Annotated in this window: 13 protein-coding genes and 1 tRNA gene; 9 read left to right on the top strand and 5 right to left on the bottom strand. The window is 51.8% G+C overall.

Features of this window, described 5'->3' with window-relative positions:
• Positions 1-19: 19 nt before the first annotated feature.
• Together ACYU87_RS01165 and ACYU87_RS01160 are read left to right on the top strand one after the other, a co-directional pair.
• Complete coding sequence (locus tag ACYU87_RS01165) at positions 20-2,440, top strand: TonB-dependent receptor (protein ID WP_461132184.1); 2,421 nt, start codon at positions 20-22, stop codon at positions 2,438-2,440.
• A gap of 88 nt (positions 2,441-2,528) precedes the next feature.
• Positions 2,529-3,086, top strand: a complete 558-nt coding sequence (locus tag ACYU87_RS01160) for a hypothetical protein (RefSeq protein WP_461132183.1) — start codon at positions 2,529-2,531, stop codon at positions 3,084-3,086.
• Positions 3,087-3,288: 202 nt separating this feature from the next.
• Here the strand turns inward: ACYU87_RS01160 and ACYU87_RS01155 are convergent.
• Positions 3,289-3,362, bottom strand: a tRNA-Met gene (locus ACYU87_RS01155).
• A 113-nt stretch (positions 3,363-3,475) separates the two neighbouring features.
• On the opposite strand from ACYU87_RS01155, the gene ACYU87_RS01150 reads away from it, so the two are divergent.
• From ACYU87_RS01150 to ACYU87_RS01130, 5 genes are all read left to right on the top strand, one after another.
• Positions 3,476-3,868 carry an START-like domain-containing protein gene (locus ACYU87_RS01150; protein WP_461132182.1) on the top strand — a complete coding sequence of 131 codons (393 nt, stop codon included), beginning with the start codon at positions 3,476-3,478 and terminating at the stop codon, positions 3,866-3,868.
• Positions 3,869-4,009: 141 nt separating this feature from the next.
• Positions 4,010-5,494: an LptF/LptG family permease gene (locus ACYU87_RS01145; protein ID WP_461132181.1), complete on the top strand. Its 1,485-nt coding sequence runs from the start codon at positions 4,010-4,012 to the stop codon at positions 5,492-5,494.
• A 129-nt stretch (positions 5,495-5,623) separates the two neighbouring features.
• Positions 5,624-5,899, top strand: coding sequence for a 30S ribosomal protein S15 (gene rpsO, locus ACYU87_RS01140; protein ID WP_461132180.1), 276 nt, complete (start codon positions 5,624-5,626; stop codon positions 5,897-5,899).
• A 160-nt stretch (positions 5,900-6,059) separates the two neighbouring features.
• On the top strand, positions 6,060-8,186 hold the full coding sequence (locus ACYU87_RS01135) for a polyribonucleotide nucleotidyltransferase (RefSeq protein ID WP_461132179.1): 2,127 nt from the start codon (positions 6,060-6,062) through the stop codon (positions 8,184-8,186).
• 75 nt (positions 8,187-8,261) lie between these two features.
• Positions 8,262-9,125, top strand: coding sequence for a sigma-70 family RNA polymerase sigma factor (locus ACYU87_RS01130; protein ID WP_009282104.1), 864 nt, complete (start codon positions 8,262-8,264; stop codon positions 9,123-9,125).
• 265 nt (positions 9,126-9,390) lie between these two features.
• Here ACYU87_RS01130 and ACYU87_RS01125 read toward each other — a convergent pair whose 3' ends face one another.
• From ACYU87_RS01125 to ACYU87_RS01115, 3 genes are all read right to left on the bottom strand, one after another.
• Positions 9,391-10,548, bottom strand: coding sequence for an HU domain-containing protein (locus ACYU87_RS01125; RefSeq protein ID WP_461132178.1), 1,158 nt, complete (start codon positions 10,546-10,548; stop codon positions 9,391-9,393).
• Between the two features lie 19 nt (positions 10,549-10,567).
• Positions 10,568-12,250 carry a TonB-dependent receptor gene (locus tag ACYU87_RS01120; protein WP_461132177.1) on the bottom strand — a complete coding sequence of 561 codons (1,683 nt, stop codon included), beginning with the start codon at positions 12,248-12,250 and terminating at the stop codon, positions 10,568-10,570.
• A 109-nt stretch (positions 12,251-12,359) separates the two neighbouring features.
• A complete protein-coding gene (locus tag ACYU87_RS01115) occupies positions 12,360-15,428 on the bottom strand; it encodes a tetratricopeptide repeat protein (RefSeq protein ID WP_461132176.1) in 3,069 nt (1,022 codons plus the stop codon).
• A 212-nt stretch (positions 15,429-15,640) separates the two neighbouring features.
• Between ACYU87_RS01115 and ACYU87_RS01110 the strand changes: the two genes are divergently transcribed.
• Entirely contained in the window at positions 15,641-17,497 is a 1,857-nt protein-coding gene (locus ACYU87_RS01110) for a M61 family metallopeptidase (RefSeq protein WP_461132175.1), read from the top strand.
• A 96-nt stretch (positions 17,498-17,593) separates the two neighbouring features.
• Entirely contained in the window at positions 17,594-18,808 is a 1,215-nt protein-coding gene (locus ACYU87_RS01105; RefSeq protein ID WP_461132174.1) for a DUF5009 domain-containing protein, read from the top strand.
• Here ACYU87_RS01105 and ACYU87_RS01100 read toward each other — a convergent pair.
• Positions 18,798-20,252 (bottom strand): apolipoprotein N-acyltransferase, encoded by a 1,455-nt coding sequence (locus tag ACYU87_RS01100; protein WP_461132173.1) that lies wholly within the window; start codon positions 20,250-20,252, stop codon positions 18,798-18,800. The two genes, ACYU87_RS01105 and ACYU87_RS01100, sit on opposite strands and share 11 nt — an antisense overlap.
• Positions 20,253-20,258 lie beyond the last annotated feature (6 nt).

Here is a 20,258-nt window from a genome sequence, read left to right as displayed (position 1 = left end):
CGCGAAGGCCGTAGGGCGAATGAATAACGCAAAGAAAATAAGTTTCCTGATCGGGCTATTTGTCGCCGTTGCATCACGGATTCTGGCCCAGTCAGATTCGTGCGTGGCCAGGCTGCAAGGCCAGATGCTGGGTCAGGATACGAAACAGCCACTGATCGGGGCAACCGTTTATGTTCGCGAGCTAAAAACAGGCGCCGTTGCTGACTCGGTTGGTCATTTCCAGCTTGAGCGTGTCTGCGCCGGACGATACACGCTTGACTATCAGTTTGTTGGTTATAAGACTAGCACGGTGTCCGTTCAGGTTGGCCGAGAACCTATCGTGACGATCAACCCCGTCCAACTTCAATCGGACAACCAGACGCTACAGGAAGTCGTCGTGACCGAGCATCGCTCAGAAGCGCAACAGTTGCTGCAAACCCAGGTAAGCTTGTCTGGGGCGGCCCTTGATCAGACCCGGGGCCAATCGCTGGGCGAAAGTCTGAAAACTCTGGCCGGATTGTACGCCATCCAGACGGGTCCCAGTATTTCCAAACCGGTTATTCACGGGTTGTACAGTAACCGGATCATCATTCTGAACAATGGCATCCGGCAGGAAGACCAGCAATGGGGAACCGAGCACGCGCCCCAGGTCGATCAGTTTTTGGCCTCTCGCCTGACGGTGATTAAAGGCGCGGCCAGCATCCGGTACGGCTCCGACGCGATCGGGGGCGTTATTCTGGTGGAGCCGAAAGCAATGCCCACTAAACCCGGCATCGGTGGCGAGGTAAATCTGGTTGGGGCCACCAACGGCGGCATGGGCGTTGTGTCCGGCATGATGGAAGGGGCCGCGCCGGCGTACCGGTTCGGTAAAAAACTGATGGGGTTAAGCTGGCGTTTGCAGGGGACGTTCAAACGGTCGGGTTATGTCAAAACGCCCCACTACTATCTGGAAAATACCAGCTACCACGAAAACAACTTCTCGGGCGATCTGCACTACGATCACAAAAACATGGGTGTGGAGCTGTTTTACAGCCAGTTTGATACTAAAATAGGGTTGTTTACGGGTGCTCAGGTGGGTAGTCTGGCCGATTTATATGCCGCCATCAGTCGGCCGGAGCCGTTGTCGCAACCCGGTTTTTCATACGCACTCAACCGGCCGTACCAGGCTGTGAAGCATGATCTATTCAAGGTCCGGGCGCACCTCCACCTCAACGGAGGAGGCACGCTGACGGCGACGGTTGCCCGGCAGCAAAATACCCGCCGGGAGTATGATTACGTCTCGTTCAGCGGCCTGACCACGCCCGAATTATACCTCAAACTGGTTACCCACACGGCTGATCTTGTCTGGGAGCATGCGCCCGTGAAAACGAAAGACCGTGATCATCGGGATGCCGGGCAGTGGTCGGGTAGTGTTGGGTTCAATGGCATCACGCAGGGCAACGTCCGGCAGTATCTGTTTCTGATTCCCAACTTCCGTAATTATGGTGCGGGCCTGTTCGCCATTGAGCGATATGCCGTTGGGAACCTGACCCTGGAGGCTGGTTTGCGGTATGATTACCGCTGGCTTCGGGCCTATTTCCTGGATGAAGTGACGAGGCAGACTTATTCCCGAACGCATAACTGGCAAAATGCGAACGGGTCGCTGGGTGCGGCTTACCAGCTTCGTCCGGATTTAACCCTCACGGCTAACCTCAGCACGGCCTGGCGTGCGCCCAATGTCGCTGATCTGTACTCCAACGGTCTGCACCAGAGCGCAGTAGCCTATGAGCGGGGTAACCCTGACTTACAGCCCGAGCAGGCGTATAACAGTAACCTCGTGCTCGCCTACGCTGGCAAACGGTTGAGCGGAGAAATCGGAGTGTATAACAATCTGATCAACAATTACATCTACCTGAAGCCCGATTCAGTTCCGGTTGTACGGCAGCGGGGGGCATTCCCATCGTATACGTATGCGCAGGTGCGGGCAACGTTCCGGGGTGTCGACGCATCGCTGACTTACAAACTGACCGACCAGTTGACGCTCACGACCAAAAACTCACTGCTGTTTGCCTATAACCAGACGGAGCACGATTACCTCGTATTTATTCCCGCCAACCGGTCTGACAACAACATCCGGTACGACTGGGCAAAATGGGGAAAACTAGCCAATGTTTATGTATCGGTCAGTGGCCTGTACGTCTCCCGGCAAAATCGCGCCCCAGCCGTAACCAGTCGTCAGGAGAACGGAGTCGTCATTTTTACGGGCGATTTTGCAGCTCCACCGCCTGCTTATTTCCTGTTGGGAGCTGAGGTTGGCTTTCAGACTCAGGTGGGTAAGCAGCCCATCAGCGTCATTTTGAGCGGGAGCAATCTGGCTAATGCGGCTTACCGCGACTACCTGAACCGCTTCCGTTATTTCGCCGACGAGCCGGGCCGCAACCTGATGCTAAAGCTCAAACTACCCCTTTTTACCAAGTCATGACCCCGTCACGAACGATAAAACTGGCTCCCCGGGTACGGTGTCTTAACCACGAAATAACCTGAAAATTTAAACTATAAACGTAAGTAACATGAACTACTCTGCAAAATCGATCATCGTACTGTGTCTGGTGCTCCTACTGGCCGGTGCCTGTAAGAAGGACGAACAAAACGTGGCTCCGACAGACGATAACGAAGCCATCACAACGGCCACCCTGACCCTGACGAACAAAGCAGCGTCTACGGACATCGTAACGGCGACCGTCGAAAACCTGAATACTGCCGCTGATTTCAGCAAGGCGACGCTGAACCTAAAAGCGAATACAACCTATACCGGGGCTATTTCGCTGCTGGACAAAACAAAGACGCCCACGCTTGATGCTACGGAGGAAATCAGGGAGAAGCTGAACGAACACCTGTTTGTGTACACCCCCAGCACCGGATTACCGCTAACCGTCACGTTAACCGACAAAGACAGCAACCCCGCCCCGGGTCCCTATCCAGTTGGGTTATCCACCGAAATAAAGACCGGTGCTGCCGGATCGGGCCAATTGAAGGTTGTTTTACGTCACCAGCCTAACTCGAAAAACGGAACCGCAACCCCCGGCTCATCTGATCTGGATACGTATTTCAACGTAGTGATTCAGTAGTTTTCAACTAGACGTCATTCATAAGAAAAGCGTTGACTTATCTCGAGTCAACGCTTTTCTTATGAATGGGGACGGAATGTTATTCGACGTTTGCCAACGCATGTCTGACGACACATCCAGGAAACTTTGATTATCAGCTGTCCATAAAGATCAAAACCCGCTTTTGGGCGGGTTTTGCTGACAGTGGAGATAAAGTCAAGAGTAGCGGGGAGCAGGATCGAACTGCCGACCTTAGGGTTATGAATCCTACGCTCTAACCATCTGAGCTACCCCGCCGTTTCGTTCCACAAAAGTAAGGAAAAATGCACTCGAAGCAAAAAAAATCGTTGACTTTCGCAAAAAAAATCGTTTACCTTTGCCAAGGCCCCTCCTTTCCAAGCAACGATCGTATGGAGAAATTTAAGTTTATCGCCGAATATGAACTTCGGGCATCTCCCAAAATGCTGTTTCCCTACATCAGTACCGCTTCCGGCTTATCGCAATGGTTCGCCAGCAAGGTCAATACGATGCCTGAGCAACGGTTCGACTTTCAGTGGGACAACGAAAGTCACATCGCCCGGCAGGTATCGATGCGGCAAAATAAGGGGGTACGCTTCGAATTTCTGGAAACAGCCGAAACCGGCTCCGATAATAATTACGTCGACTTTCGGGTCGATCAGAGCGAATTGACGCAATCGACGTTTCTGCGCATCACCGACTACTCGACAACCGCCGACGAAGAGGAGCTACAGGATCTGTGGGATGGCCTGATGGATAAGCTTAAAGAGATTGTAGGAAGTTAAAATTAGTTAACGGAGGCCCGCCGATGAACTATGAAAGCCCCAAAATACGTACTACGTGTAGCGTATTATAGATAAATCAGATCGACGCAGAACACCTGCTCTGTATCTGTCCATTCGGGTCCGCCTGCGCGGCATAGCAGAATGAAAAAAATAGATAAGTTAGTGCTCGGCTCGTTTTGGGGGCCGTTTTTTTTGACACTTGGCGTCGTCATCTTCATCTTCCTGATGCGGCTGCTGATGTTCTACATCGACGAATTCGTCTCCAAAGACCTTGATCTGGCTACCTTCGGTCGCTTACTGTTTTACTTTGCCTTACTGACTATCCCAACCGCTCTGCCGCTGGCCGTCCTCTTGTCGTCTTTGATGACGTTTGGCAATCTGGGCGAGTTTTTTGAACTGACCGCGCTCAAAAGCGCGGGGATCTCGCTTACCCGGGCGATGCAGCCATTGCTGATCGTTGCGACGTTTATCAGCGCGTTTTCGTTCTGGTTCAATAATTCAGTAGCACCCTGGGCCAACCTGAAAGGATACAGTCTGCTCTACGATATAAAAACTGCCAAAGCTACCCTGAACCTGAAGGAAGGTATCTTCTACAATGATTTGCCGGGCTATAGTATTAAGGTCGACCACAAGGTAAAAGCTGGTAAAAACAGCACCACCGGTGACCTGCTCAAAGGGCTGGTTATTTACAAGCACCCAACGAGTGGTATTGAGTCGGGTAATCGCGAAATCATTCTGGCCGATTCAGGGCGGATGTATACCGATAAAGACCGAACCTACCTCGTGTTTCAGCTCTTCAATGGCAATGATTACCAGGAGTACTCGGACAACAGCGTCAGTTATGCCAGTAATGGACCGTCGGCCCAGGGGGCTCAGTTCATGCGGAACGGGTTCAAGGACTACCGGCTTGTGATCAGTCTGGAGTCGTTCGGTATCAAACGGACCGATGAAAACCAGTTTGAGTACCACGAGTACATGAAAGACCTCAAGCAGTTATCGGCTTTAACGGATTCTCTGCGGAAAGACTACAACAACACCAGTCTCGTCGTCGCCGGCTCGTCGCGTCAGTATTATAATTACCAGTTCAAGGCTGACGCTATTTTGAAACAGAAGAAGATTACGGCCGGCAACTGGGTTGACTCGCTGTTTAAAAAACAAACGATACCTACCCCCGATCTGGCTCAAATGGCGCTGAACCAGGCCCAGAGTATTTTGTCGTACTCTACGTCGAATGTAACGTACCTGACCGAGAAGGAAAAAAACGTTTGGCGGTATGAACTGGAGAGCCACCACAAGTTCACGCAGGCGGTATCGGTCTTTGTGATGTTTCTGATTGGGGCGTCGATGGGAGCGATCATCAAAAAAGGCGGCTTTGGTCTGCCCGTGTTGATTGCCATCGTGTTCTTCATCTTCCTGTACGTACTGACCATTGCCGGCGACAAGTACGCCAAGGATGGGTTGCTATGGGTGCCCATTGGTGCCTGGATGGCCAACATTGTGCTGTTTCCGCTGGGGCTGCTGCTCATGCAACGCGCCCGACACGATTCCCGGCTGTTCGATAAAGATGTGTACCTGATTGCCTGGGAGAAGCTGAAAAACCGCTGGCTGGTCAGCCGAAAAGCATAAAGACGGTCTCCGGCTGGAGCTGACCGTACCGCTGGCTCACGAACTTACGGCTTTAACGTACGAACGTACCGCTTTTTTTCCTATATTTGCACCCGAATTCATTAGTTCAATTTAATTAGCTGTCTGAAGATGTATCTAACGACCGAAAAAAAACAGGAGATCTTCTCCACCTCGGGTTACGCCAAAAGTGCTACTGACACCGGGTCGGCCGAATCCCAGATCGCGCTTTTTACTTATCGGATCAGTCATTTGACTGGCCACCTGAAAGCTCACAAGCACGATTACGGCACTCAACTGGGTTTATTAAAATTAGTTGGTAAGCGCCGGCGTTTGCTGAACTACCTCCTTAAAAAGGACATTACGCGGTACCGGGCTATCCTGGCTGCACTGGGACTCCGGAAGTAATTCAGGACTACCAACAAAAAGGGAATCTGCTACACAGTAGATTCCCTCATTTTTGTTGTTTCTATTGGCAGAGAGTGCACGTAAGTACAAGTAAAAAGGTTAGCTGGGTAGGCTGCCGAGCGGTTTAAAGCTGTAAGAGGACGTATTCAAAATCTGTTGTATGTTTGAGATCACCACGCAATCCGTTGCGCTGCCCGACGGGCGGGAAATTACCATCGAAACCGGAAAACTGGCCCGTCAGGCCGACGGCGCGGTGGTTGTCAGGTTGGGCGACACCATGTTGCTGGCCACTGTTGTATCGAGTAAAGACGCTAAAGAGGGCGTTGATTTTCTTCCTTTATCCGTTGATTACCAAGAGAAATTTGCGTCGGCTGGCCGCATTCCGGGCAGTTTCCAACGGCGTGAAGGTCGGCTGGGTGACCACGAAATTTTGATCAGCCGTTTGGTTGACCGCGCATTGCGGCCAATATTTCCGGATAATTACCACGCCGATACGCAGGTAATGATCACCCTGATTTCCGCCGACCCCGAAGTTCAGCCTGACGCACTGGCCGCGCTGGCTGCCTCGTCGGCTCTGGCGGTATCGAATATTCCCTTTAACGGACCAATTTCTGAAGTACGCGTTGCGAAAATTGACGGCCAGTACAAGATCAATCCGAAGACCTCCGAACTGGAACGGGCTACCATCGACCTGATCGTGGCGGCTACGGCCAAAGATATTTGTATGGTAGAAGGCGAAATGGACGAATGTTCAGAAGCCGAAGTCGTGGAAGCCTTAAAGGTTGCTCACGAAGCCATCAAAGTACAATGCCAGGCGCAGAAAGAGCTGGAAGCTAAAGTTGGTAAAACGGAGAAGCGGGAATACAACCACGAAACACACGACGAAGATCTTCGTGCCGCTGTTCGTGCGGCTACCTACGATAAAATTTACGCCGTTGCCCTGAAACAGAATCCAAGCAAGAAAGGACGTTCGGATGGCTTTAAGGCTGTTCGTGACGAATACTTAGCTTCGTTCCCGGAAGGCGCAGACGTAAACGTAGGTCTGATCAAAACCTATTTCCACGATTTGGAATGGGAGGCTTCGCGTCGTTTAGTACTCGATGAGCGCACTCGTCTGGATGGTCGCAAACTGGATCAGATTCGTCAGATCTCGGCTGAAACGGGTTATCTACCCGGTCCTCACGGTTCAGCGCTCTTCACCCGGGGTGAAACACAGTCATTGACGACGGTTACGCTCGGTACCAAAACGGATGAGCAGATCGTTGATCAAACCATGTACCAGGGATACAGCAAGTTCCTGCTGCACTACAACTTCCCCGGTTTTTCAACGGGTGAGGTGAAGCCAAACCGGGGTGCTGGCCGTCGTGAAATCGGTCATGGTAACCTGGCCCACCGGTCGCTGAAGAAAGTATTGCCGCCCGCCGAAGAAAATCCATACACGATCCGTATTGTTTCGGATATTCTGGAGTCGAACGGTTCGTCGTCGATGGCTACCGTCTGCGCCGGAACCATGGCTCTGATGGATGCTGGTATCAAGATCAAAGCACCGGTAGCGGGTATTGCGATGGGGTTGATTTCGGACGGGGAGAAATACGCCGTTCTGTCCGATATCTTGGGGGATGAAGATCACCTGGGCGATATGGACTTCAAGGTTACGGGTACCGAAAAGGGTATCGTGGCCTGCCAGATGGACCTGAAAGTAGATGGTTTGTCGTATGAGGTGCTGGCGCAGGCGCTGGAACAGGCCCGCGTTGGCCGGTTGCATATTCTGGGTGAAATGAAGAAGGGCATTGCGGATGTTCGCTCGGATTTGAAACCGCATGCACCACGCGCTATGGTCATCAAAATCGACACCAACCAGATCGGTGCCGTTATCGGACCCGGTGGTAAAGTCGTTCAGGACATTCAGAAAGATTCGGGTGCCGTTGTCAACATTGATGAGCACGATAATGCTGGTTGGGTTAGCATCTTTGCGACCAGCAAAGAAAGCATGGACAAAGCCGTGTCTCGTGTGAAAGGAATCGTGGCGGTGCCGGAAGTGGGCGAGACGTATGTGGGTAAAGTGAAAACGATTCAGCCCTTCGGTGCCTTCGTTGAATTTATGCCGGGTAAGGACGGGCTTTTGCACATTTCCGAGATTAAGTGGGAGCGTCTGGAAACCATGGACGGGGTCTTGCAGGTAGGTGAGGAGGTAACAGTAAAGTTGATTGATGTGGATAAAAAGACCGGAAAGTATCGTTTATCGCGTAAAGTTTTGCTGCCGAAGCCAGAGAACAAAAATGCGTAAGTCATTGTTACTTTTTCGTGTAATGCAACGTCAAACGATAGCGTTATATAGTCACTCCACCGGGGACAACGGATTATGAGACAGCTAAAGATTTCAAAACAGATAACCAACCGCGAGAGCCAGTCGTTAGACAAGTACTTGCAGGAAATTGGTAAAGTGGACCTGCTTACCCCTGATGAAGAGGTAACGCTAGCCCAGAAAATACGGGAAGGTGACCAACTATCGCTGGAGCGACTAACGAAAGCAAACCTTCGCTTTGTGGTGTCGGTGGCTAAGCAATACCAAAACCAGGGCCTTTCTTTGGGTGACCTGATCAACGAAGGAAACCTGGGTCTGATCAAGGCGGCACAACGTTTCGATGAAACGCGTGGATTTAAATTTATCTCGTACGCCGTTTGGTGGATTCGTCAGTCTATTCTTCAGGCGTTGGCCGAACAATCCCGGATCGTGCGGCTACCCCTCAACCGGGTTGGCTCGCTAAACAAGATCTCGAAAACGTTCTCGGACCTGGAGCAAAAATTTGAGCGGGAACCATCGCCGGAAGAGTTAGCGGCAGTGCTGGAAATATCCGCGGCTGAAGTCGTTGATACCCTGAAAATTTCAGGTCGGCACGTGTCGATGGACGCTCCGTTTGTGCAGGGTGAAGAAAATAGCCTTCTTGACGTACTGGAAAATGACGGCGAAGACAAACCTGATTCTGGTCTGATCAACGACTCGCTGCGCAAAGAGGTGCAGCGGGCCCTGTCGACCTTGACGCAACGGGAAGCGGACGTTATCACGCTCTATTTTGGGTTGAATGGCGAACATGCTATGACCCTCGAAGAGATCGGTGAAAAATTCAACCTTACCCGGGAACGGGTTCGGCAAATAAAAGAAAAAGCCATTCGTCGGTTACGCCACACCTCGCGGTCGAAAGCGTTAAAGACGTACTTAGGCTAACGTTCCTGTTTGTATGTGTGCAGAACGGTTCCTTCGAAAGAGGGAGCCGTTTTTGTTTTAATTACTTCTACTTGTCAGTCTGCTTTATCCCATCAAAAGCAAAGAGAACGGGTCTAGTTTAACTTTCCTGGCCTTCTGATTGGCCTATTTTATCATTCTTCCTGCGTCAGAATAATAAAATAGGGGCTTAGTAAAATGTTTCACAGGCCTGGTATAAAAAAAAAGGCAGCCTGTAAAGCTGCCCTTTTCATCTGAATTAAATTAGTTAATTTTTATAGAGCCAGGCGGTCGAACCAGCCAACTCGCTAACAGTTGCCATGCTGGCAACGGCTTCCTCTCGGTCTGCCGAACCCGAGGCTGCTACTTTATACTTAAGCACTTTTTGACCACGTTCAGGCATAATGACAAAGGCATCGGCATAGCCCGCTTTCCGTAGCTGCCGTTTCAAGCGAAGCGCATTTCGCTTGCTTTGAAACACGCCGGCAATAACGGTATAATAAGGCGTTGTACGAATAGCCTTAACGGTAGTAACCGTTGCTTCAGGTGCCAGTTCTGGTTTGGAGGAAGCTAAAGCAGGCTCAGCAACGGTAGTCGGTTCAAGTTTTACTTTAGCTACGTCTGGAGATACTGCCACCAGTTCGGCGGGTGCAGAAGCGGGGGCGGTCAGTGTATCAACCGGTTCGACTATCGCTACAGGCCGTCTAGTAACGGGAGCAATAACTACCGGTTTAGAAACGAGAGTGGGTGTTTCGGAACGTGCGAACCAGGAGGCTGGAACCCGGAACAGGTTAGTGGGGTCGAGGCTACTCTGTAATGGTTGCCCCGGATTAATAACCGAAAAATAACTGAATAGCCCGAGTGAACCGATTAAGAGAGCGGCAGCGGCTACCCGCCAGTAAGGGCGTGCCGGGCGGTAGGGTGTCAACGTTACATCTTCGTCCCGAACCAATACGGGACCGAGCGCCGTAACGGGTACGGCGTCCAGAACAGGCTCGGTTTTATGACCAACCAACTGGGCTGACAACGCACTCATGCCATAAGCTTCGCCAAAGAAATTATGCCGAAGGCTGGGATCGAACTGTAGGCGGCCTTCCTCATTGTGGGTGAATGTTCCGATACCGTCAATCTCGAATCGGCCTTCTGCATTGACTTGCTGACGTACCTCGCTGACGAACTGGCTGATGTATCGTTGAGCACCTTCGCGGGTTACCGGCTCGTGAAGCATGATGTAATTAGCCAGAATACCATCGTCGAAACGAAGGGCCTCATTGAACGCAACACGCTTACGAGGGGGTAAATACAAGCCGCTATTTTCCGTAAAAGCTGCCGGTTGATAGTGAGTAAGAAAAGCTCCTAGTTCGGGAATAACCACACAGTCGTACTGATAGAGCAGCTTTTTGAGGTAGTCTTTTACAGCAGCCATAGGTGCGTTGGTGGAAGGTTTAGAACGAATAACTGATTCCTCCAAGAAAGTTAAGCCCTTGCGTCTGATAATACAAATACCGCTGGTAATTCTGACTAAAGATATTATTCAACGAGACGAAGGCCGAGACTTGTTTACCCAGGAAATAGTCAATTTTCAGGTTGGCGTCGTAGATTGGTTTGAGGGTATAAACCACACCGGAGGTGAAGTTTTTGTTCTTGATACCCTGATAAAAATACAGGTCCGCTGTTACAAATAATTTTTTGTTCAGCGTATACGAGTTACTCCAGGTGGCCGCAAATTGAGGACGTCCCCAGGCCTGTTCGAGCCGGTCAAGGCTGTAGTTAAAATAGTCGGCTTTTAACGAAGAACGAAACTTGTCTTTCTGCGCATAAGCCAGCTGGCCCGAAAGAGTCAGTACATTGGCTATCCCGCCATCGTAGAAAACGAAAAATTTTGAGGTGTCAGTCGTGCTGTTGTTGAATGCCGAGAAGTTCCGGTAACGGGCGTAGGATGCCTTGCCCTCGTATGAAAAACCGCCACCAATATTTCCTTTCGAACCCCCGTAAATATCCCATGACTTAACAGTGTTAACCAGCAGAACTTGCGGGCCAAGCCACTTATTTTCAGCTAATAACGAGCGGAGCGTGTTTCGGTTAATATCGCCGTCAACGCCCGCAAAAATATGAATGTTCGCGATGGGAGCTACGTCAATATCGACCACCGGGAAGGCTCGTGTGTCGTTAATACCCTGTCGCTGATCCGTTTGGTTCACCGCATTGATACCCGCCGTAATGGTAAACAGGGGTGAGGTGTATTTGAACGTGGGCTTCACCCGAAACAGGTTCCGGTTGTCGACAATAGATCCATCGGATCGCTGGGTCACATAGGCATCAGCGGCTACCAGCGCGAACACATTGTCCGTAATGCCGATGGATGCATTCAGGTTGGTTCCCCAGTCAGTTTCGGTGGCGTTGAACCGGTCACTCAAAGACGTAATGCCCGTGCGGAGGGAGTAATCGACGGCGTTTTCCGATTTGGCGTTTTCAATGCCAAGCTTGACGTTTACTGTATTCAGGCGCTGCTTGATCAAATCCGGATTGAAGGAAGACTGGGCGGCATATTCGCGGCTGTAGCCGTAGAAATTGTACGTGTTCCGATCAAAACCGAGGTCGGCCTGTACTTTAAATGCGTCGGCCAGATACTTACCCGTAACCCGCACGCGGGTGTCGCTCTGAGCCGAGTTTTTCCCGTCAACGGGTCCGATGGCCGACGACAAATGCCGAACGGACCCTTCCAGCGCCAGGTTCGACAGGTTGTTGATGCCAAAGAAACCTTCGCCTAAAAAAGAACTGTAATTCCCTGCCCCCAGCTTCACATAGTTGTTGTAAGCTGGCGTTTCGTCGGGTTGCGTGGTGGACGGAGCCAGCACGCCGGGGGTAATTTTAGGATCGCCGATGATTAATTTTCGGTCCTCGAACTCGTACGTCAGTTTTCGCTGTTCGGCCGATTGCTTAACCGACGGGATCTTGTTGAAAATCCGGTTGGCCGGTGGTAATTCTATTTTCCGACTTTTTTCAACCGTTATTTCCTGGTTATCCACTTCGCCTTCTTTGACAGGGCGCGTTGGCTTGGTCTGTTGGGCAATCAGCACCGTAGACCAGGAAAGCAAGGTGAGGGTAAGGAGGGGACGTACGATCATAGTGAATGTACAACGGAAGTGCATGTAGGATGTACGATATATATGTAGGATGTATAGTCACTTTACATCCTACATATATATCGTACATCTTATCTACAGTCCCATCGATCTAGTTTTTGGATTCCAGCGCAGCGAGCTTTTCTTTAGCTTCGGCAACGATGGTTTGGTCGGATGAATTTTCGATGATGGAGTTGAGAACCGCTTTCGCCTGGGCGGGTTCATCCAGGGCGACATTGTTGTCGGAGACCAAAATGAACGCCTTGCCTTTCCAGTATTCAAAGTCGCTGAACTGTTCGTTGAACTTCAGCAACGTAGTCACGGACTCTTTGTATTTTTTCTGCCGGTACAGGATTTCGCCCAGGTAATACTGAGCCTCCGCGCCACTGACATCTTTAGCCAGGGCAATGGTTTTCTCAAAGTCAGCCTGCGCCGTTTTGTAATCATTTTTGGCCAGGGCAACTTTACCCAGCATTAGTTGAGCCCGGTTCTGAGCACCAGCTACTACGTTTCCACCCGCTACAACTTCGCGGGCGATAGCGGCTGCGGAGTCGAGTTTAGGATAAACGAAATAGGTGTCCATCAGGCCTAACTGAGCCGTAACCTGCTCGGCTTTGCTGTTGGCCCGGCCCTGAATGATCTGGTAGTTGCGAATGGCACGGGGGTAATTCTTTTGCTTGCTTTCCAGATCAGCCGCCCGGGTAGCGGCCCGGACCAGGAAGTCTGATTTATTATCGGCTATCACCAGGTTGTAGTAGCGAAGGGCATTCGCGACATCGCCGGTTTGCCGGTACGATTCGCCCAGGTAATACCGGGCTTCATTTGTGCCGGGACTGGCCGGATATTCCTGCATAAAGGCCAGGAACGACTGAATCGCCTGCTGGTATTTACCCGTTGAGTAGATGTTCTTGGCGTTATCAAACTGAACCCGCTCTACGTCCGTACTACCCGGATTTCCCTTTTTGTATTGACCTAGTACCTGCGAAAATTCTTCGGGTCGACCGGCATCATTCAAGGTATTCTGAATACCCAGCAAGGCACTTTGTGCCTGGTCGGAGTCGCCGTAGTTATCCAGTATGCGTTTGTAATCGGCTACAGCCGGGTCGTACTGCTGGATGTTACCGTAGGCAATGGCCCGTTTTAACAAGGCCGCCGGTACCAGCGAACTGTTAGGCTTGTCCTGAATCAACTTGGTAAATCCCTGAATGGCAATCTGATAGGAACCCTTCTCGAAATCGACGTTCGCTTTCTGAAATAGTGACTCGTCCACAAAACGCGAATTCGGATACTGCCGCTGCACCTGATCGAACTGTGCTTTGGCTTCTGCATCGCGGCCGACATAACTCAGAATGACCGCTTTCTGATAAGACGCATAATCTTTATCCGGCGCATTCTGGGCAATGGCCTGTTCGTACGAGCGCAGGGCATTTTCGTATTGTTTTGTAGCAAAATAGCTGTCAGCAAGGCGAATCGTGGCATCCTGAATCTGAGCTGTACCATCGGCCGTGGCACCTTTGCTCACAAAATCCCGGAAGTAGGGAACGGCACGGGCGTACTCTTTTTTGTTGTAGTACGCATACCCCAGGCCATACAGGCTCTTGGCCGCGTAATCGCCCGCGCCCGATTTCAGGCTGGCGTACAAAGGAATGGCAGTATCGTACTGCTTGCCAGCCGAGTAAGCTTCCGCTTTCCAGAATTGAGCGGCCTGCTGCAAGTCATTGCTAACGGGAAATTTCAACGACTTATCCAGATTGGCAACGGCCTGTTGGTAGCGTTCCGCATTGAAATCGTTGACCCCCTGGTTATAGGTCAGCCGCTGATAGGTAGCGTTGATTTTAGACGTCCGCCGTTTCAGGCCTTCAATGTAGGCAATCGCGGCCGGGTAATTATTGGACGCATAATACGCTTCACCCACCAGTTCGTTGGCTTCGTTCTCAAACTTGCTGTCGGGATACTGCTTCAGAAACGCGGTCAGTTCTTTCACCGCATCGGCGCCATTGTTCTGGTCCAGTTGCAGTTTGGCGTGGTTGAATCGGGCTTCCTCCTGAATCTCCCGGTTGAAGGATAGCCGTCCTGCCTGATCGAAGGCGTTCAGTGCATAGGTCGGGTTCTGGGTTTGCAGGTAGCTGACCCCCAGCGTATAAGCTGCGTACTGAGCGGTTGTGTCTTTGCCCCCCGCCAGCGATTTCAGTTGCGTAATGGCATCATTATAGGAACCTGTACGGAACAACGACTGGCCGTACCGAAACTTGACCGCGCCCGGCGCTTTGGCTCCCGTTGCGTTGAGATACTGCTTGTAGTAGGGAATAGCCCGCGCGAATTGGTTTTGCTGATAAAAAACTTCAGCCGTAAACAGGGCTACTTCATTCAGGCCCGCCCCGTTGTTGCGCTTCAGCAGCGGTTCGGTGTACGTCAGAAGATCATCGAACCGACGCTGCCGGTAAAGTGCCTGGGCAATCCAGTTGGGCACCTGGTTCTGATAGATCGGATTGTTCTCCACGCGTCGGAAGTCGGCCACCGCTTCGTTGTAATTACGGTTGCGGAAATTGACGACCCCGGCGTAATAGGAGGCCGCTGGCGCATCGGCTGACCCTGCATCGAGTTTGACTTCATTGAGCAGGGGCAACGCCTTTTTCAAATCCTGCGTATTGTAGTAGGAGAGAGCCAGCTGGTACTTGTAGCCGGTTTGCTGCGTTGCGCTGCCGCCCTGCGCTACGGCTTTCTCCAGAAAGTCGATGGCTTTTGAGTAATCCTGCCGATTGTAGTAATAGGTACCTAAATCGCCATAGAGCTGACCGGCTTTCGGGTGCTGGCTGTGGTTTTTAACGAAGCGGTCTACGAGCAGTTCAGCACCTGGCTCGTCAATGTACAGACTAGTGAGGGCGATGTAGTATTCAGCCTCGACCAGATTCTGATCACCGGTGTTGAGCAGCGTGCGTGAGCCGTCGCCCCGGCGCGGTTCGAGGTATTGCCGAAACTCATAACGGGCTGCGGCATAGTTGGCTTTCTCAAACAGTTCAAGGCCATTCCGGTAGTGGTAGTCAGGCTCCGCGTAGCTCTGGGTTCGCTGGGCCAGAGCCGATAGGCTGAAAAACAACCCAAAGGCCAGGAAAACGAATAACCGACTGCTGTTGATACGGACCAAATGGTATTGACCCAACTGGGCGGTTGAATAGGGCATATGAAAAAATGTAAGGTCAACGTGTCAGGGGCAGCTTTTAACCGATTTACCCCAGCGGTTTCAGGCGCACAGCACCCGAAAATCGCTACGACAATCCGGTCGAAACTTTGATCCTGAAACTATCATTTAAGACGATTGCGTCGTAGTTTCGCCGATAATTGACAAATATCACGTCTAATCTGGACAAAAAACGAAGGTATTCCTGTTTCCGTATGAAAAAAAACGCCCGGCTTCTGTATTTACTTACTGTCTGGACATTTTTTATTCCATTCTCATCAACTGCCCGTCCTAAACTCATCGACGACGAAAACCCGCCAGCGGCCTTGCCCGGGGTAACGTATGTGCTCTCGATGCCCGAGCCACAAACGCATTATTTTGAGGTAGAAATGCAATTGAAGAACGTGGCTGCCGCCACCAATGCGAAGAAAAATGGGTACATAGACATCAAAATGCCGGTCTGGACACCGGGGTCCTATCTGATTCGGGAATACGCCAAAAACGTGGAAGCGTTTACGGCCTCGGCCGGGGGGAAGCCCGTTGCCAGCGAGAAAATTCGCAAAAATGCCTGGCGGGTCTACACCACCGACGATAACCTGACGGTTCGTTATCGGGTGTACGCCAATGAACTGACCGTTCGGACGAGTTTTGTGGATGCCGATCATGGGTACGTGACGCCCGCCGGTATGTTCATGTACCACGATGCGCTGAAAAATATTCCCCTCCGGGTGGTTGTGCAACCGTACAAAACCTGGAAAAACGTAGCAACCGGTCTCGAACCAGTGAGTGGCCAGACGTACACCTACGAAGCGGCCGATTTTGATCTGCTGGTCGATTCGCCCATTGAGATCGGTAACCACCATACCTTCAGCTTTACGGCCTCCAACGTTCCGCATACGGTGGCCATGTTTGGGGATGTAGAGTACAATGAGCAACGGTTAGCCGCTGATTATAAACGCGTTTGTGAAGCGGCTGCCTCAGTTGTGGGCGAGCACCCCTGTAAACAGTACACGTTTATTGTGCACCATATTCCGCCGGGTGGAGGTGGTCTTGAACACCTGAATTCAACCACACTCGAAACGACACGAAATGCCTACGCTACCGAAGCCAATTACAAACGGTTTCTGTCGCTGGTGGCGCACGAATATTTTCACCTCTGGAATGTCAAGCGTATCCGGCCGGTGGCGCTGGGGCCGTTTGATTACGAGAACGAGAACTACACCCATATGCTGTGGCTGTCAGAGGGTTGCACGTCATTCTATCAGGAATACATTCTGCGCAGAGCAGGTTTCCACAGCCCCGAGGCTTACCTGGCCCTGGTTGCCAGCAGCATCACGGAAATAGAAAATCAGCCGGGTACGCGGGTGCAGTCGGCCGCTGAATCAAGCTGGGATGCCTGGATCAAAGGATACCGGCCCAACGAAAATTCGGCCAATACGACCATATCCTACTACAGCAAAGGAAGTGTTTTAGGCACGCTGTTAAATCTGGCGATTTTGTCGGCCAGCAATGGCGAACGCAACATGGATGATCTGATGCGGTTGCTGTACGCTGACTATTACAAGAAGCAGAAGCGTGGGTTCACGGACGACGAGTTTCGGAAAGCGGCCGAGCAGGTGGCGGGCCGTAAGCTAGATGATTTTTTCACGATCGGCGTGAATACGGCCGAGCCCATCAACTACAACGCGTACTTTGAGCCGGTTGGCGTGAAACTGGTCAACGTGGCGGCTAAACAGCAGGATGGTTTCCTGGGCGCAGCCACAACGGTCGCTAACGGTAAATCAACCATTTCCGGTGTCCGGCGTGGGTCGGCAGCCTACACGGATGGCCTCAATGTGGGTGATGAAGTCATCTCGATTGATGGCGTACGGGTTGGGGACGATCTGCTCCGCCAGGTGAGCGGTCGGCGTGTGGGCGACAAGATCAACGTTTTAGTGAACCGGGCGGGACTGCTGCGCGAGATACCGGTTACCCTCTCGCAGAATCCGCTGGTAAGCTACCGGCTGGAACCCGTCGATAACCAGACAGCTGCGCAAAAGGCACTGTACGCTAAATGGCTTTATGTTAAATAAGCGAGATAGATTTAAAACGAAGCAGGTCCGGTAGATAATCGGATCTGCTTCGTTTTAAACCTATCTTTATCGTCCAGGAAGAAGCCCAAAATCGCTATGACTCAGCCACAAACGGTACCTGTTGCATCGGCACGACCCCTTGGTATGGGCCATCGGGTCGATTCCATTGACATCCTGCGGGCCTTAACGATGATCCTGATGATTTTCGTGAATGACCTCTGGTCGCTAACGAACATCCCGGCCTGGCTGGAACACGTACCCGGCGGGGTCGATGGGATTGGGCTAGCCGATGTCGTTTTTCCGGCTTTCCTGTTCATTGTTGGGATGTCGCTTCCGTTTGCCGTTAACGCCCGCCGTCAGAAGGGCGATTCCGATCAGGTGCTCATTGGGCACGTGCTGATGCGTTCGGTGGCGCTGCTGGTCATGGGTGTTTATCTGGTCAACGGCGAATCCATCGATGAAACGGCTACGGGACTGCCCCGACACATCTGGAATGTACTGGCTTGTGCCTGCTTCATCCGACTCTGGAGTGTTTACCCGAAAACCGCTGATAAGCGAAATGTACTGATTGCCAAGATCGTTGTTGTTGGCTTGCTGCTTACGCTGGCGATGGTATACCGAGGGGAGGATAACAGCCGGTTTGCCCCGCACTGGTGGGGTATACTGGGCCTGATTGGCTGGTCGTATCTGGGCGCTGCGCTGGTGACGGTCTTTGCCCGAAACCGACTGGTGGTTTTAGTAGCCGCCTGGATTGGCTTTGCCCTGTTGAGCCTGGTGGCCTCGGCTCATCGACTGCCCGAAGTCATCTCCATCATTCCCAGCGCGATCAGTGGCGGAACGCTCGTGGGTCTGACCATGGGGGGCGTCGTGATCTCAACCCTGTTTCAATACTACCGGGAGCGGGGAGAGAACAGGCAAATGACACTTCTGTTCATCGGCCTATCCGTTGGGCTGATCGGTCTTTCGATGTACACGCGGCCATTCTGGGGACTGAGTAAGCTAGCCGCTACCCCCGCCTGGTTATTTCTGTGCAGCGCCTTTACGATTCTGGCGTTTACGGCTATTTACTGGCTGGTCGATGTGGGCGGGAAAGCCCATTGGTTTACGGGTATCAAACCCGCTGGCACCGATACCCTCCTGTGTTACCTGATTCCCTATTTCGCCTACGCCTTTACGACGTTACTTGACCTGCATCTGCCCGACGCACTGCTGACGGGGGGCGTTGGCCTGCTGAAATCTGTTTTGTTTGCCTTGCTGTGCGTCTGGATCACCGGTCGTTTGAATAACGTCGGGATTCGACTCAAGCTGTAAGGGGAATGTCCCGGCTACGGACTCGGATTCGCCACAGTATGTAAGCCGCTGCCAGCAGAGTAAGCAGACCAAACCAATTACCCGTTCTGGCGTAGAACGTAGTCTCCGGCGCCGATGAAACCTCGCCAGTTAAAGCCGCTTTGTTGCCATCCGACGAGTTAGCTTCGGCTAAAACCCGACCGAATTGATCACTAATGGTCAGCCGTCCCTGCCGGGCTGTTCTGACTACAGAGAAACCGTTTTCAACACCCCTCAGGATCGCCATGCGAGAATGCAGCCAGTCATCGACCCGAAAATCGTTGGCTGGAACAAACAGGATGGAAACCTTCTCTTGACCGTACGCCCAGATGTAGCCGGGAAAATCAAGGTCTTTGCAGATGGCTACCCCGGCCTTATGGCCAGCCAGGGAGAACAGTCCAATCTGATGGCCGGGCGTGAACTGACGCTCGAACCCACGGACCAGGTAGTTCTTTGTGTATTCAGCTGCGACAGTACCATCGGGGCTGATCACCAAAGCGGTGTTGCGCGCCTGCGTCTGGCTATAGTTAGCTACCCCGACAACCAACTGCAGGCTATGACGCAAGGCTATGCTTTTGAGCAGATGAAGAACAGTCTGGCTGTTTTCCGGGGTAAGTCTTAACGCTGTTTCAGGAAGCAATACCAAGGTAGTTCCTTGCTGTGCCAACGGCGCAATAGCCTGATCGTAGTCGCTTATGACGGACTTAATTTGTTGATTGCTAGCTTGGTTGCTTTTATAGTGCCTCTCTTCTGCCAAAGCAACCAATCCCACCTTTGTCCCCAATTTGGGTGACTGGCGGCTTAGTCGGTGTACACCAAAGAAAAACAACGCCCCAAACAGAAGAATTGCCGAACCTACTAAATAGGCTAGCCAGTTTTCCCTTCGTTTATAAGCCAGCCAGCCAACGCCAACAAATGAAGGAAACAGGCTGACCAGAAACGGAATACCCAGTAGGCCAGTCAGGGAGGCAATTTGGATAAGGGGTAATACATCTGCCTGGGGATAAGCCATGCTGGTAGCCGATCCATCGGGTGAACAGGTCACGACCAAGTACTCGAAACTGGTTATCAGAACCGGGTACGCCAGCACGGTATACCCGGTGTCGAAGGTTAGGATTACGCGCCTGGAATAGACAACAATGCGCGCATAGGCATAAGGTAGTGCCAGGGTTAACAGCACGGCAGGCAGGAACGACGTGACCGTTTCCAGATAACTGAACCAGCTTAGCCGACCAACGAAGTAAGCCGCATAGGCCAGCCAGAAGCTGGTTCTTGGCGAGCAATAGAACGAGCCAATTAACGAAGGAATGGGCGCCAGCCAGGCTAGATACCAGTAGGTTCCCGTCAGCCCGTTACCCCAGTACCAGCCCATACCAGACAGAAGGACAATCAAGCTACCATAAACGAAACGTCTCGTATCACTCACTGACTT

Source organism: Spirosoma lituiforme (assembly GCF_054776635.1).
The sequence above is the reverse complement of the archived record's forward strand: the minus strand, read 5'-3'. Positions and strand labels throughout refer to the sequence as shown.